The organism is Streptomyces sp. NRRL S-495 (assembly GCF_000966955.1).
Lineage (GTDB): Bacteria > Actinomycetota > Actinomycetes > Streptomycetales > Streptomycetaceae > Kitasatospora > Kitasatospora purpeofusca.
In genome coordinates, this window is the sequence record NZ_JZWY01000668.1 from 1 (window position 1) to 14,018 (window position 14,018).

10 protein-coding genes and 2 pseudogenes are annotated in these 14,018 nt (G+C 75.3%); 7 read left to right on the plus strand and 5 right to left on the minus strand.

Going from position 1 to position 14,018, the window contains the following annotated elements:
• The first annotated feature begins 68 nt into the window (after positions 1 to 68).
• The 5 genes and pseudogenes from VR45_RS30375 (at position 69) to VR45_RS30395 (ending at position 4,385) form a co-directional block, all read left to right on the plus strand.
• Positions 69 to 472, plus strand: a pseudogene (locus tag VR45_RS30375) (TOBE domain-containing protein).
• A 117-nt stretch (positions 473 to 589) separates the two neighbouring features.
• Positions 590 to 1,039, plus strand: coding sequence for a hypothetical protein (locus VR45_RS30380; protein ID WP_045943078.1), 450 nt, complete (start codon positions 590 to 592; stop codon positions 1,037 to 1,039).
• Between the two features lie 53 nt (positions 1,040 to 1,092).
• Positions 1,093 to 1,806, plus strand: a complete 714-nt coding sequence (locus VR45_RS30385) for a glycerophosphodiester phosphodiesterase (RefSeq protein WP_045943085.1) — start codon at positions 1,093 to 1,095, stop codon at positions 1,804 to 1,806.
• Positions 1,803 to 2,942, plus strand: a complete 1,140-nt coding sequence (locus VR45_RS30390) for a winged helix DNA-binding domain-containing protein (protein WP_045943079.1) — start codon at positions 1,803 to 1,805, stop codon at positions 2,940 to 2,942. The genes VR45_RS30385 and VR45_RS30390 overlap by 4 nt, the downstream gene beginning before the upstream one ends.
• Before the next feature lie 249 nt (positions 2,943 to 3,191).
• Positions 3,192 to 4,385 carry an AI-2E family transporter gene (locus VR45_RS30395; protein ID WP_045943080.1) on the plus strand — a complete coding sequence of 398 codons (1,194 nt, stop codon included), beginning with the start codon at positions 3,192 to 3,194 and terminating at the stop codon, positions 4,383 to 4,385.
• Here the strand turns inward: VR45_RS30395 and VR45_RS30400 are convergent.
• Complete coding sequence (locus VR45_RS30400) at positions 4,376 to 4,948, minus strand: hypothetical protein (RefSeq protein WP_045943081.1); 573 nt, start codon at positions 4,946 to 4,948, stop codon at positions 4,376 to 4,378. The genes VR45_RS30395 and VR45_RS30400 overlap by 10 nt on opposite strands.
• Before the next feature lie 133 nt (positions 4,949 to 5,081).
• Here VR45_RS30400 and VR45_RS30405 point away from each other — a divergent pair, with 133 nt between their 5' ends.
• On the plus strand, positions 5,082 to 5,972 hold the full coding sequence (locus VR45_RS30405; protein ID WP_045943082.1) for a virginiamycin B lyase: 891 nt from the start codon (positions 5,082 to 5,084) through the stop codon (positions 5,970 to 5,972).
• 168 nt (positions 5,973 to 6,140) lie between these two features.
• On the opposite strand, the gene VR45_RS30410 is transcribed toward VR45_RS30405, so the two are convergent.
• Positions 6,141 to 6,842 carry an NAD(P)H-binding protein gene (locus VR45_RS30410; RefSeq protein ID WP_045943083.1) on the minus strand — a complete coding sequence of 234 codons (702 nt, stop codon included), beginning with the start codon at positions 6,840 to 6,842 and terminating at the stop codon, positions 6,141 to 6,143.
• 123 nt (positions 6,843 to 6,965) lie between these two features.
• Here VR45_RS30410 and VR45_RS30415 point away from each other — a divergent pair, with 123 nt between their 5' ends.
• The gene (locus VR45_RS30415; RefSeq protein ID WP_045943084.1) at positions 6,966 to 7,682 is read left to right on the plus strand and encodes a TetR/AcrR family transcriptional regulator; all 717 of its coding nucleotides are present in this window, start codon (positions 6,966 to 6,968) and stop codon (positions 7,680 to 7,682) included.
• A 60-nt stretch (positions 7,683 to 7,742) separates the two neighbouring features.
• On the opposite strand, the gene VR45_RS50225 is transcribed toward VR45_RS30415, so the two are convergent.
• From VR45_RS50225 to VR45_RS30425, 3 genes and pseudogenes are all read right to left on the minus strand, one after another.
• A complete protein-coding gene (locus VR45_RS50225) occupies positions 7,743 to 7,874 on the minus strand; it encodes a hypothetical protein (RefSeq protein ID WP_286163540.1) in 132 nt (43 codons plus the stop codon).
• Positions 7,875 to 8,228: 354 nt separating this feature from the next.
• Positions 8,229 to 11,268 (minus strand): annotated as a pseudogene (locus tag VR45_RS30420) (AAA family ATPase).
• 374 nt (positions 11,269 to 11,642) lie between these two features.
• Positions 11,643 to 14,018 (minus strand): type 2 lanthipeptide synthetase LanM family protein (locus tag VR45_RS30425; protein ID WP_159394406.1); only part of this gene is annotated, 2,376 nt, incomplete at its 5' end.

Consider the following 14,018-nt stretch of genomic DNA (forward strand, 5'->3'; position numbering starts at 1 on the left):
GATCAGCGGTCCGTCCGTCGGGCCGCGCGCCCGCCGGACCGTCCGAACCACCGTCAGGAGTCGCAACCATGGGCCACCCAGGGGCACCGGCCAACCCGTACCGGATCGGTGAGGCCGCCGCGCTGCTCGGCGTGAGCGCCGACACCATGCGCCGCTGGGTGTCGTCGCCGAGCGCGACGAGCACGGCCACCGGATCATCGCGGGCGCCGAACTGGCCGCGTTCGCGCGTGAGCTGGCCCGCCCGGAGACCGCCGCGGCCGAGGGTCGTCCCTCCTCGGCCCGCAACCGCTTCCCCGGCATCGTCACCGCCGTGGTGCTGGGCGACGTCGCCGCCCAGGTGGAGATCCAGGCCGGGCCGTTCCGGGTGGTGTCGCTGATCAGCCGGGAGTCGGCGGAGGAACTGGAGTTGGTGCCCGGTGCACCCGCGACGGCTGTCATCAAATCGACCAATGTGATGATCGAACGACGATGATCGACTGAGCCCGAGTCACCGGACCCGCGTCACCGGGCCCGACCGCCGACCGCCCGACCGCCCGACCGCCTGACCGCCCGTGCCCGAGGCCGAGCCCGCCGACGAGAGGACCGCCCGATGCCCCACCCCCCGCTGCCGTCCACCCAGAGCGCCGTCCTCGCGATCGAGGCGACGGCCGCCCGGCACGGCCGCGAGGTGAGCACCAGCCACGACATCGGCCGGGACCGGACCTTCGCCGGACTGGTCGGCGCCGACGGCGCGGGTGCGGACGAACTGGCCGCGATACCGCACGAGGCCCTGGTCGAGATCGCCGGCCCGCCCGAGGTCACCGTACGGCTCTTCGTCCACGACGAGGCCCTCGTCACCGTGGAGCACGTGCCGTTCGACGTCCCCCGCGACAGCGTCCCGGCCTTCCTGAACTCCCTCTGGACCGGCCTGGTCCACCTCGACCAACGCGTCTTCCCGCCCTCCTGCACCATGATCGTCACCGTGCCGGGCGAGCCGAGCTACCGCGAGGCCGTCACCGCGCTCACCCTGACGCCCTGGCTCGCCAGGAGAATCCGCTGACCGGACGTCCGCAACCGCCCCTCCCACCGACGAGCCGAACGATGAACGGACCGATGACCGCTTCTGCCGCCCGCCGCCCCGTGCTCGCCGTCGCCCACCGCGGCGACCCCTACCGCCACCGCGAGAACACCCTCCCCTCCGTCGAGTCCGCGTTCGCCGCCGGCGCCGACGCCGTCGAGGTGGACGTCCGGCTGACCCGCGACCGGGTCCCGGTCCTGCTGCACGACGAGACTCTCGAACGGCTTTGGGACGACCCGCGCCCGCTCTCCCGGCTCACCGCCGAGCAGCTCGACGGGATCGGCGGCGGCCGGTACCGCGTCCCCACCCTCGCCGAGGCGCTCAAGACCGCCGCCGCCACCCCCGGCGGCCGGCTGCTCCTCGACCTCGACGACGCCGGCCCGGTCGCCGCCACCTGGGAGGTGGTCGTCGGCCTCGGCGCCGAGCGGCGGGTGGGCTTCTGCGGCCCGGCCACCGCGATGCTGGCCGTCCGGGCCCTTGCTCCCGAGGCCGAGATCGCCCTCACCTGGAAGCAGCCCCGGCTGCCCGCCCGCGCGCTGCTCGACGATCTGCGCCCGCGCTGGATCAACCCGCCGTTCGGCCTCGCCACCCCCGAGTTCACCGTCGCCGCCCACCGGGCCGGACTGGAGGTCTCCACCTGGACCGCCGACCTGCGCCGCACCATGCGCAAGCTGGGCGCGGCCGGCGTCGACTCGATCACCAGCAACCGGATCGCCCTGCTGCGCGCCGTCCTGGACGGCCGCCGGTGAGCGCGGAGGAGCGGGCCGGCGGTGCGGCGGCCGAGGGCGGAGTACTGGGGCAGCGGGCGCTCGGACGGGCGCTGCTGGCCCGCCAGCACCTGCTGGAGCGGACCACCGCCACCCCGATCGCCATGATCGAACACCTCGGCGGCCTCCAGGCCCAGGCCGCCCCGCAGCCGCCCTATCTGGGCCTGCTCTCCCGCCTCGACGGCTTCGCGCCCGAGGCGCTCACCGAGCTGATCGAGAGCCGCCGGGTGGTGCGGATCGCCCTCCAGCGCGGCACCATCCACCTGGTCACCGCCGAGGACTGCCTGACCCTGCGTCCACTGCTGCAGCCGGTGCTCGACAAGGCCCTGCGCGCCTCCTTCGGCAAGTGGCTGGTCGGCCTCGACCTCGACGCGCTCGCCGCCGAGGCCCGCGGCCTGGTCGACAAGGAGCCGCGCACCTTCCAGTTGCTCGGCGCCGAACTCGCCGAAACCCGCCCCGACCGCGACCCGGCCGCGCTCGCCCAGGCCGCGCGGGCTCTGCTCCCGCTGGTGCAGGTCCCGCCGCGCGGCCTCTGGGGCCGCGGTGGACCCGCCGCCCACACCACCGCCGAGGCCTGGCTGGGCCGGCCGCTCGACCCCGAGCCCTCGCTCGACGACCTCGCCCTGCGCTACCTCGCGGCCTTCGGCCCGGCCACCGCCGCCGACCTGCAGAAGTGGTGCGGCCTCAGCAGGCTCGCCCCGGTCCTGAAGCGGCTCGCGCCCCGCCTGGTCACCTTCCGCGACGAACACGGCCGGCTGCTCCACGACCTGCCCGAGGCACCCAGGCCCGACCCGGACACCCCCGCTCCGGTCCGGCTGATCGCCCCGTTCGACAACCTGCTGCTGTCGCACGCCGACCGCACCCGGGTGCTGCCCGAGGAGTACCGGCCCCGGGTGATGACCCAGAACGGCATCGTGCTCGGCTCCCTGCTGGTGGACGGCCTGGTCGCCGGCAGCTGGCGGCTGGTCGAGGAGCGCTCCGGCGCCCGGTCGCTGACGGTCCGCCCGTTCGGCCCGCCGCTGGACCCGTCCGACCGGCGCGCCGCCCTGGCCGAGGCCGAACGGGTGCTCGCCTTCGCGGGCGGCGACGGCGAGGTCCGCTTCGAGCCCGCCGGGTGAGCGGGGTGGCACCGGGTGGCGCCGGGTAGCGCTGGCGTCCGGTGCCCGGACGGCCGTTCGCGGTGGGGTGACTCATTGGGGTGGTTCGAGGGCGAGTGCTCTGTACCCGCACCGGGGGGGCTGGCTTCAATCGGTCCAGCCCCTCGGGCGGCGGCCGCACAACGCGCGTTCGATCTGATCATCTGTTGGGATGGGGCACACCTGGACCGATCGCCCGACCGGGCGGAAGGCGGACGACGGGAGGAACGGATGCCGGGCGAGAACCCACCCGAGCCGCGGCCGGTCGACCACCGCCGCCCCTACCTCATGCTGCCGCCCCCGGTCCGGGCGGCCGCCGCCTGGTCCGCGGCGGTCGTGCTGCTCATCACCGTCGCCTCGCTGGTCGTCTTCGCCCTCGTCGAACTGCGGGCCGCGACCGTGCCGGTCATCGTGGCGCTGCTCGGTACCTCGCTGCTCTACCCGGTGATGCCCTGGATGGTCCGGCGCGGGTTCAGCCGCTCGGTCGCCGCCGGGCTCACCTGCGCCGTCCTGGTCACCGCCGTCGGCGCCGTGATCGCCCTGCTCGTCAACTCGCTCGTGCACAGCGCCCCGCAGATCGCCGGGGCGCTGCAGGAGGCGGGCGACCGGCTCGCCGAATGGCTCGGCCCCTTCGGCGAGAAGCTCCGGCACGTGCTGGACAACGCCCAGGGCGAGACCGACCAGTTGGTCTCCACGCTCACCAACGGCGTGCTCTCCGGTCTGGGCCTGGCTACCCAGATCGCCACCGGTGGCGTCCTGGCCCTCGCCCTGGTGTTCTTCTTCCTGCGCGACGGCCACCGCACCGGCGAGGTGATCCGCTCCTACCTGCCCGCCCGCAGCGCGGAGACCATGGTGCTCTGCGCCGAGCGCGCCTTCGACGCGATGGCCGGCTTCATGCGCGGCACCACCCTGATCGCCCTGATCGACGCCCTCTTCATCACCGTCGGGCTGCTCGTCCTCGGCGTCCCCGGGGCGCCCGGGCTCGGCGCCCTGGTCTTCATGGGCGCCTACATCCCGTTCGTCGGAGCCTTCCTGTCCGGGGCCGTCGCCGTCCTGGTCGCCCTCGCCGACGGCGGGCTCGGCACGGCCCTGTGGGCGCTCGGCATCGTCGTCGCCGTCCAGGCCATCGAGGGCAACATCCTCCAGCCGGTGATCCAGAGCCGCACCGTGGAACTCCACCCGGGCACCATCATGGTCGCGGTGGTGGCCGGCGCGGGGATCGCCGGGATCATCGGCGCCCTGCTGGCCGTGCCGATCTGCGCCGCCGGGCTCGGTGTCGTCTCCGTGCTGCGCGGCGCGACCGGGCGGGGCCGCCGCGGCGACCGGAACGGCGGCCCCGCCGTGGCAGGTCCGACGGCGGGCCCGACGGCGGGCCCGACGGCCGGTCCGACGGTCGGGCCGGTCGCCGAGGGGCGTCAGGAGTAGACCAGCGGGCGGCCCCGGCGCAGCGTGTACTCGGCGGCGCGCAGGAAGAGCGCGGCGTGGAAGGCGATGTCGAGGTCCTCCGTCCAGGGTCCCGGGGAGACGGCGGCCGCGGCGGCCGCGTGCTCCTCGAACCAGCAGTTGATCTCCAGGTTGTCGCAGTGCTCGGGTATCCCGGGCGGGAGGGCGAGCAGCTCGGCCAGCCGGCGGGCGGCGGCGAGCGCCCGGTGCGCGTCGCCGACCGCCGTCACGTCGTTGTAGGAGCACTCCACCGGCAGCAGTACCGGCGCCTCCAGCTCCACCGGGAGCAGTACGTCCCAGCCGAGCAGGGCGTCCACCGTGCCGTCGGCCAGCTCCCGGCAGAACGCTTCGAAGCCGGAGATAGGCCGGTTCATCTTCTCCTCGAAGTGCTGTCCCGACCCGGCGCGGAACTCCGTCGCGGGCGGGCAGACGAACGGCGGCAGCCCCCGCCGGGCCAGGACCGCGTCCAGCTCCCGGGCGACCGGCCCGAGGACTTCCTCGTCGAGCCAGTCGTCGGCCTCGACACTCACCAGATAGATGCCCATGCCGAGGACGTTAGGCGACCCCACTGACAATCGGCGGCGGTCGGTGGGTTGCCCCTGGCGGGGCGGGTGGGGGAGAGTGCTTCGCGCACGGTTCTTGTTGTCGAAGTGTCAAGAGTGAGGGGCGGGGCGACCGATGGCGATCGAACGGGTCGTGGTGTCGGACAGGGCGGCCGGGCCGTACGGGGTGACGGTCGGGGCCGACGGCGGGGTGTGGTTCACCCTGGTGCACGCCGGGGAGATCGGGCGGCTGTCGGCGGACGGGACGGTGACCCGCCACCCGCTCGACTCGAAGGACTGCGGTCCCGCGGTGATCGCGGCGGGGCCGGACGGCGCCCTCTGGTTCACCCGGATGCGGGACCACCGGATCGGCCGGATCACCGTCGACGGCGCGGAGAGCTCCTTCGCCCTGCCCACGGCGGACTGCGGCCCCTACGGCCTCGCGGCCGGCCCGGACGGCGCGCTGTGGTTCACCGAGATGAACGCCGACCGGATCGGGCGGATCACGGTGGACGGCGAGGTCACCGAGTACCCGCTGCCGGTCGCCGGCGGCTTCCCCTCGATGATCGCCGCCGGGTCGGACGGCGCCCTCTGGTTCACCCTCAACCAGGGCAACGCGATCGGCCGGATCACGGTCGACGGCCGGACGAGCCTGCACCCGCTGCCCACCGAGGACGCGGCCCCGGTCGGCATCACGGCGGGCCCCGACGGCGGGCTCTGGTTCGTCGAGATCGGCGCCGGCCAGGTGGGCCGGATCACCGTGGACGGCGAGGTGACGGAGTACCCGCTGCCCGACCGCGCGGCCCGCCCGCACGCCGTCACCGCGGGCCCGGACAGCCGGCTCTGGTTCACCGAGTGGGCGGCCGGCCGGATCGGCTCCCTCACGCCCGACGGCACCTACGCCGGGTACGAGCTGGACGGCGGCGAGGGTGCTGCGGCCGCCGAACCGCACGGCATCGCCGTCACCCCGGACGGCACCGTCCACGTCGCCCTGGAACTCGGCGCGATCGCCCGGCTCACCACTTAGCGGCGGAAGTCGCGGTGGGGGTCGCGGGCCTTGACGTTCCCGAACGGTTCCCTGGGGAGGATCTTGACGCCTTCCAGGTGTTGTGTGCGTGTGGGCCGCCTCCGGGCTCCCCATGATGAAACTCAGGAGTTTCATCATGGGGAGCCCGGAGGCGGCTGTGGTGGTGCGTCAGTAGCCGATGGTGAAGCGGCGCTGGACGAAGCGGGGCAGTTCCGCCTCGTCGACCAGGGCGAGGGCGGCGTCCTCCGCAGAGATGCGGCTGCGGCCGTCGGCGTCTCGGACCGCCTGGTCGCCGCCGATCCGGAAACGGCCGGTGCGCTCGCCGGGGGCGATCTCCTCGGCGGGGCTGAAGTAGGTCCAGAGCCGATTGGACGTACGCAGGACGTTCAGACCGTCCCGGGCGCCGCGTGCCGCGGCCGCGTACTCGCGGGGCAGCCCGAGCTGGTCGAGGGTCTCGTGCATCCGGTCGACGTCGTCGGCGAGAGCCACCCCGGGCGCTGTCTCCAGACTGCCGGCCCCGCCGATCACGATGAGCCGGGTCCGGGGGTGGCTCTCCAGGGCTTTGACGAGCGCCCGGGCGGCGGTGGAATGGAGCGTGGGGTCGGCGATGGAGCGCCGTACGGTGTCCGCGAAATCCTTGGCCGCGTTGCCTGGCTGGAACCCGCTGATCAGCACGTCCAGGCCGGGCAGGACGGCGGTGATGCTCGCGGGGTCGAGGACGTCCACGCTTGCCCAGGTGATGTTCGTGCGGCTCTCGTTGATCTGCGAGGCGTCGCGGCTGAGTGCCCTGACGTGGTGTCCGCGGCCGAGCGCTTCCGTGACGACCCGGCTGCCGATGGTGCCGGTGGCACCGATCACTCCGATGTGCATGGCTCTCCCCTTGTTCATGCCCGGACGCGCTGGCTGCCGCCAACCGTCTGGACGCCGTACGAAAACTATACGGTGTGAAGTTCGAGTACGGCGATCAATATCGTGACGCTGTAGAGTGGCCGTATGGCAGATACCGGGACCAGAGGGCGGCGTGAGCGACTGCGGGCCGAGACGACGGCCGAAATCAAGAGTGTGGCACTGGAGTTGATGGCCTCGGGCGGCCCCGGCGCGATCACACTGCGCGCCATCGCCCGCGAGATGGGCATGACCCCCAACGCCATCTACGGCTACTTCGCCACCCGCGACGACCTGGTCACCACGCTCATCAACGATGTGTACACCTCGCTCGCCGACTCCGTCGACGCCGCCTGGGACGCCGCCCCCGCCAAGGATCCGGCCGACCGGATCCCGGCATGGGCGCACGCCTTCCGAGGCTGGGCGCTGGCCAACCCCGAAGGTTTCCGCCTCATCTACGGCGACCCGGTACCCGGCTACATCGTTCCCGAGGGCGGTGCCGCCCCGGATGCCGCGCAGCGGGTCTGCACGGCCCTGACCGGCCTCGCGGCCGCCGCCTGGCCGCATGTCGAACACCTCTACGCGGACAGCGACTTCCAGTGGTCCGACTTCGATGCCGGCCTCCTCGGCAAGGTCCGCCCCGCCTTCCCCCACCTCCCTCCGGCCGGCGTGGCCCTGGCGCTGCGCCTCTGGGGCCATCTTCACGGCCTGGTGTCACTGGAGATCTACGGCCATCTGCACAGCCAGACCACCAGCCCGGAAAAGCTCTTCCGCGAGGAACTGACCCAACTCGTCCGGTCATTGGGTATCGCGCCGAAGGGCTGACGACCTCCGGAACCGCCGGCCCATGAGCCGGGTTGTCACACCTGTTCCCTCGGGTGCGATTCAGTCCCGGTGCGGCGGCGCGAGTTCGTCGACGATCTCCAGGAAGGGGCCGATGAGGGGATTCGTGCCCGCTGTCGGCCACATCGGGCCGTAGCCGATGGTCGGGGCATCGCGGAACGGGACGAAGACCATTCCAGGCCGGGCCGTCCGCGCGTGCGCGCTCGGCCCGGCTCGCCACCTCCACCCCGCTGCGCGGCTGGCCGGACCTCTTCCGTGCCGCCCTGGCGTCCGCGCACGAAGCGGCCCCTCCCACCCTCTCCACCGTGGCGCAGCGCATGAGCCTCGGCACCCGGACCCTGCAACGCCGGCTCGAGGAGCACGACACCACGTGGAGCGGTGAGGTCGAGGACGGCCGCCGAGCCCACGTCACCGGACTCCTCCACGACACCGATCTCAGCATCAGCGCGGTAGCCGCCCGCACCGGCTACGCCGACGCCCGAGCCCTGGGTCGTTTCTCCCGGCAGGGGGCGACGGGCTCCCGGCCGGTCAGCGGCCGGTGTGGAGTTCGGTGGCGAGGGCGCAGAGCGCGGCGCGGTCCGGGTGCCCGGTCTTGGCGAGGAGGCTGGCCAGGTGCTTCTCCACCGTGCGCGGTGAGATGGAGAGCTTGCGGGCCAGCTCCTGGTTGCCCGGGCGGTCGGCGAGCAGGACGAGCACCTCGTACTCGCGGACCGTCACCCCGCAGGTGCGCAGTCCGGCCGGGACGGCGTCGCGGCCGCCGCGGTGCTGGGCGACGCTGGCGCCGGCCCGGCGCAGCAGGGTCCGGCAGGCGGCGGCCACCGGCTGGACCTCCAACTGGTGGAAGTACTCCTCGGCGGTGCGCAGCCAGGCCACCGGGTCGCCCCAGCCGTCGGCGAGCGCGGCCTCGGCGGCGAGCCGCAGCGCGAGGTGGTGGGCGAGCGGGAAGGACGCGGCGCCCGGGCCGGCCTCGGCGACCGCGCGGGCGGCCTCGGCGGGGCGGCCCTCGCGGCCCAGCAGCACCGCGTCCGCGAACCGCAGGAACTGGTGGTTCCAGGCCAGTTCGGCGGCGGGTACGGCGGCGGCCCGGTCGAGCGCGGCGCGGTCCCAGTGGCCCTCGACGACCTCCAGCAGCGGGTGCAGGCCGTGCCGGCCGGCCAGGTAGAACACGCTGGGGTGCTCCTCCTCCCAGGCCAGTCCGGCGGCGAGTTCGGCGCGGGCGCCGGGGCGGTCCTCGGCGAGCAGGGCGCCGACCGCCCGGCACAGCCCGTAGCGCAGCGGTGTCAGGAAGGACTCCTCGCCGCCGGCCTGCCGGAACCGGGCGAGTTCGCGTTCCATCTCCCGGGTGCGGCCGAGGTGCGCGGCGAGGGTGGCGGAGGAGAGCAGCAGGTAGCGGTGGGCGGCGAGGTTGTGCAGTCGGGCGGTGGCGTCGAGGCAGCGGTCGACGATGGTGCGGGCGGTGTGCCACTCGCCGCGCATCACCGCGTTCATGGCGAGCAGTCCGTCGAGGGTCTGGGTGAGGACGATCGCGCCGAGCCCGGCGGCGGCCTCCCGGGCGCGTTCCAGCCGGGTGCCGTCGCCGGTGCGCATGAAGGCGTTGGCGCCGAGCCGGAGCATGGCCTCGACCCGCCAGACGGGCAGGGCGTTGGCCTCGGCGACGGCCAGCATGCGTTCCAGGCAGGCGTCGGCGGCGTCGAAGCCCTGTTCGCGGGCGAGCAGGGCGAGCAGTTGCCAGGCCTGGCAGGCGACCACCGGGAGGCCGGCGCGTTCGGCCACTTCGGCGGCGCGGCGGGCGCGTCGTTCGGCCTCGGCGAGGCGGGCCGCGGTCGGTGCGACGGTCGGTGCGGTGGTCTCGCGGGTGCCGTCGCCGTTGCCGACGTCGCCAGCGCCGTCGCTCCTGCCATCGGCCGGGTCCGGGGTGTGGTCCGGCAGCAGGGCGAGGTGCCCCTCGACCACGGCCAGCGCGGCGTCCTGCTCGGGGCGCGGCCGGCCCGCGGTGAGTGCCCGCGCGGCGGCCACCTGGGCCACCGCGTCCGGGCCGCGCTCGGCCATCACGGCCGCCCAGGCGAGCCGGGTGTGCAGCTCGATCCGGCCCTCCACGGCCGGGGCGGGGAGCGACCCCCGTCCCTCGCCGGAGCCGGAACCTCGGCCGGGTGCGGCGGTCGCGGACGGCGGGACCGGCGGCAGAGTGCGGACCAGCTCGAACGCCCGGTCCAGCTGCCCGGATTCGGCCAGCGCCGGGAGCAGCCGCTCGGTGACGCAGGCCCGTTCGGCGTCGCCGGCGAGTTCGTGGGCGCGTTCCAGCAGGACCACGGCGGAGCCGGCCGCCCCGGCCTCCAGCACCCGCCGGCCGGCTTCCGCGAAGTGCACGGCCGCGCCCGCCCGGTCGCCGCTCACCAGCAGCAGGGAGGCGACCAACTGGCGTCGTTCGTCGGCGAGTTCGGGATCGGCGCGGACGATGGCGCGGGCCGCCCGGCGGGCCAGCGCGGCCCGTTCGGCGGGGGCGAGCGCGGCCGTGACCGCGTCGGCGGTCAGCGCGTGCCGGAAGGCGTAGCGGTCCGGTGCGGAGCCGTCCGGCACGATCACATTGGCCTCGGAGGCCGAGCGGAGGTGGCTGAACAGGGTCCGGTCGTCGTAGCCGGTGATCAGCTGGACGGTGGTCACCGAGAACCGGCTGCCGAGGGTGGCCGCCGTCAGCAGCAGTTCCCGCACCTGGGGGTCGAGTTGGTCGATCCGGTGGCCCCAGCTGCGGACGATGGTGCTCGGCACCCCGGGCCGGGAGCCGTCGGCCAGCAGCCAGCGGCCGTCCTCGGCGCGCCGCAGCGTGCCCCGGTCCAGCAGGTCGGCGAGGAGTTCCTCGACCAGGTACGGGCAGCCGTCGCCGCGTTCGACGAGGTGCTCGACCAGGGGCGCCGGGAGGTCGCCGGTCCCGTCCTCCAGGATGGCGGCGGCCAGCGCGGCCACCTCGGCGGGCGGCAGCGGCGGGAGTTCGGCGACGGTGGCGGCGCGGCGGCGCTCGGCGGCCCGTACCAGCTCCAGGGCCGGGCCGGGTTCGGCCCGCAGGGTCGCGAGCAGCAGGACCGGGAGGCCGGCGAGGTTGTCGACCAGGTACTCCAGGACGGCGACGGTCTCGGCGTCGGTGTCGTGGAGGTCCTCCAGCAGCAGGACGCAGCCCTGGTCGCGGCCGAGCACCGCGAGCAGCCGGAGCAGCGCCTCGGCCAGTTCGACCACCGTCTCCGGGTTCGGGGACGAGCCGGGCGAGCGCGGGGCGGTAGGGGGCGAGTTCGGGGTCGGTGGGGGGACCGGCGGCCCGGAACCGTGAGGACAGTGCCTCGATCAACGGGCGGAACGGTGTCACCGTGCCGGTCGAACTGCCCCGCCCGCGCAGTACCGGCAGGCCGAGCCCGTAGGCGTGGTAGGCGCATTCCCCGGCCAGCCGGGACTTGCCGATGCCGGCCTCGCCGACCAGGAAGACCGCTCCGCCGGCCCGTTGCCGGGCAGCGGCCAGCGCGCCGCCGAGCATCGCGAGCTCCGCGGCGCGGCCGACGGTGATCGACGACGTGGTGCGCACCATGGGCGCAGGCTACTTGACGGGGATTCCGTTCTGAAGTGCGGTGAATCGGTTACGAAGCAGACACCGTGTCAGCACCGGATGGTTGCCGTACGACCACAATCGGAGCACAGCGCCGCCACGGGTCGGCGGGTCGGGGTGCGCGCGGGTGGGGCGGGGTGGGGCGGGGTCCGCCGCCGAGGGGCTGCCCGGTCCTCGGCGGCGGACGGTCCGGCCGGTTGGGGCCGGGGGTGGTGCACAGGGTCGGGCTGTTCCCTGACGGGTCCGAACAGATCAGATCAGAACAGATCAGAACAGATCCAAATATGTCCGAACGGCGGCGGGAAGGGGTGGTAGCGGCTCAGAGGAGCCGGTGGGGCATCAGAAGGGGGTGGTCATAGTCGGGAACTCGATGATCGGCGGGATGGCTCCGCCCGTCCCGGCGAGCAGGTGGGAACGCAGGCCCAGGCCGCCGCCCGCGCGCAGGCGGATCTCGCCGGCCGGGTGGTCGGCCGTCTCGCCGGGGCGGACGGCGGTTTGCGGCAGGGTGAGCCGCTCGTCGTGGTTGTGCATGATTCGGTGCTCCGTTCGTGGTGGTGATGGATGGTTCGGGAGGGAGGACGTCGTGCGGGCGGCGCCGGTTCGGTCGAGGGTGGCCGGCGGCCCGGGCGGCCCGCCGGGGCGGTCAGCGGAGCGCGACCGGGCTGCGCGGTCCGCCGACGGTGCGGAGGGAAGCGGCGGTGTCCGGGGCGGCCGGGGGGTCGGGGAGGGGGGGGGGGGGGGGGGGGGGGGGGGAGGGCGGTGTCGAAGGGCCGCGCCGTCCGGTGGGTCGCCGGGGCGGGGCCGGTCGCCGCCGGGGCGCGGGGGCGGAGCAGCAGGGCCGACGGTACCTGGTCGGGGAAGCCGAGGCGGAGCAGTCCGTGGCCGATCCCGGCCAGGCCGGTGAGCAGTCCGGGGTGCGGGACGTGGTCGGGCGTGCCGGACCGCGCGCCGTCCTGGTCGACGGCGGCCAGCAGCGCGCCGGCCCGCCGGACCCACGGGGTGCGGCCGGCGGCGGGCCCGTGCCGGCCGAGCAGTTCCAGCACTCCCAGCTCGCCGTGGCACAGGCTGTGGTCGCCGAGCGGGGTGGCGCGGGCGGTGTTCCGGACGGCCCGCTGGGCCCAGTCGGCGAGTTCCCGGTCGGCGAGCGCGAGCGGGCTGTCGAGGACGGCGAGCGCGATCCCGGGACGGCCCCGGCACCAGGAGCCCTCGCGGGAACGGACGGCGGTGGCCGCGTGCAGGGCGGCCAGCCCGGCCCGGTGGTGCGGGCCCTCGGGGGGCTCGGCGGTGGCCTCGGCGTAGCGCAGCAGTGCCCAGCCGACGCCGGCCGAACCGTGGGCGAAGCCGGCGGTGGCGGGGAGGGGGTGGGCGGCGAGCCGCTCGGCGCAGCGGGCGGCGGCGGCCAGCGCGTCGGCGGGGGTGGCAGGTCCGGTGAGCAGGAGGGTCCGGTGGACGGCCCCGCCGTGGACCGCGAGCAGGGCCGCGAGCCCGCCGGCGGTGCCGCTGTGCACGCCCGGGTCGGCCTCGCCCTCGGCCGCGGCCACCGTGAGCGCCACCGCAGCCCCGGTCCAGGCGCCGATCGGCGGCTCGTCCAGGAGCCGGGCGAGTTCGGACAGCGCGTAGGTGATGCCGCCCAGTCCGGCGAAGGCACCGGAGCCGACGGCGGCGGGGTGGCCGGGGTGGGCGCCGAGGGCGTCGAGCAGCCCGGGGACGGGCGCGAGGGCCCGGCGGGCGACCTCGGCATAGCGGTCGGTCCCGGTGAGCGCGGCGAGCTGGGCGAGGAACAGCGCGGTGCCGGTGTACCCGCCGGCGAGGTCCGCGCCGAGCGGCCGGACCCGCCAGTGGCGGTCGGCGAGCAGTTCGAGCCCGAGCCAGTTGGTCCGGGACCGGCCCTGGTAGGCGGCGGCGACGAGCTGGTCGCCGAGCCCCCGGGCGGCGGCCAGCAGCCGTTCGGGCTCGGGCGCGGTGGCCCAGACGTTCTCCGGCACCGGACGCCCGGGCCGGTGCGCGGGGGTGTCGGCGGCACCGGCCATGGCGGCGCGCACGATCCATTCCTGGTCCTTGCGGTCGACCGCGCCGAGCGCGGCGAGCTTGGCCTCGACCCGGGCCAGCCCCGGTTCGGCCAGCTCCCCGGGCAGCCGTCGGCCGCCGGAGGTCCACAGGTCGCGGGTGCCGGGCCGGGTGGTGAACAGCGGCACGTCGCCGGTCCACAGGTCGGCGATCTCGTGCTCGGCCAGCCCGGGACGGCCGGGGTCGTCGACCGCGTCGGTGCGCAGCAGGTCGAGCACGGCCTGCCGGGCGCCCGCCTCGCGCAGCACGTCGGGGTGGGTGGACTCGTCCAGCAGCCGGGCGTAGACCCGGGTGGCCCGGGGGACCACCCGGACCTCGGCGTCCGCGAAGGAGCGCAGCAGCCCGCGCGGGCCGATGAGGTCGTCGCGTCCGGCGGCGAGCGCCGCGTACCCGGCGCGGAAGCCGGCCACCAGGGCCTCGGTGTGCTCGGCGGGCTCGACCTGCGCGCCGCCGAGCCGCGGCCGGTTGTGCGCGGTGCCGAACGGGCGCGGGCGGCGCACCAGCCGCATCTCGTCGGTGCCGGCGCCGGCCCAGTCCACGCCGTCGACCGGGGAGAGCCGCCGTCCGGTGCCGCCGCCGCCGATGCCGGAGACGTCCGCGGCGCCGTCGTCGCCGATCAGCAGCTGCGGCAGCAGGCCGACGCGGTGGACGGACTCGGCGAG

What these genes read in the sequence shown, in the direction of transcription:
- VR45_RS30380 (WP_045943078.1), top strand. Translation starts at nt 590, where the DNA reads ATGCCCCACCCCCCGCTGCCGTCCACCCAGAGCGCCGTCCTCGCGATC.
- VR45_RS30385 (WP_045943085.1), top strand. Translation starts at nt 1,093, where the DNA reads ATGACCGCTTCTGCCGCCCGCCGCCCCGTGCTCGCCGTCGCCCACCGC.
- VR45_RS30395 (WP_045943080.1), top strand. Translation starts at nt 3,192, where the DNA reads ATGCCGGGCGAGAACCCACCCGAGCCGCGGCCGGTCGACCACCGCCGC.
- VR45_RS30400 (WP_045943081.1), bottom strand. Translation starts at nt 4,948, where the DNA reads ATGGGCATCTATCTGGTGAGTGTCGAGGCCGACGACTGGCTCGACGAG.
- VR45_RS30405 (WP_045943082.1), top strand. Translation starts at nt 5,082, where the DNA reads ATGGCGATCGAACGGGTCGTGGTGTCGGACAGGGCGGCCGGGCCGTAC.
- VR45_RS30410 (WP_045943083.1), bottom strand. Translation starts at nt 6,842, where the DNA reads ATGCACATCGGAGTGATCGGTGCCACCGGCACCATCGGCAGCCGGGTC.
- VR45_RS30415 (WP_045943084.1), top strand. Translation starts at nt 6,966, where the DNA reads ATGGCAGATACCGGGACCAGAGGGCGGCGTGAGCGACTGCGGGCCGAG.
- VR45_RS50225 (WP_286163540.1), bottom strand. Translation starts at nt 7,874, where the DNA reads ATGGTCTTCGTCCCGTTCCGCGATGCCCCGACCATCGGCTACGGCCCG.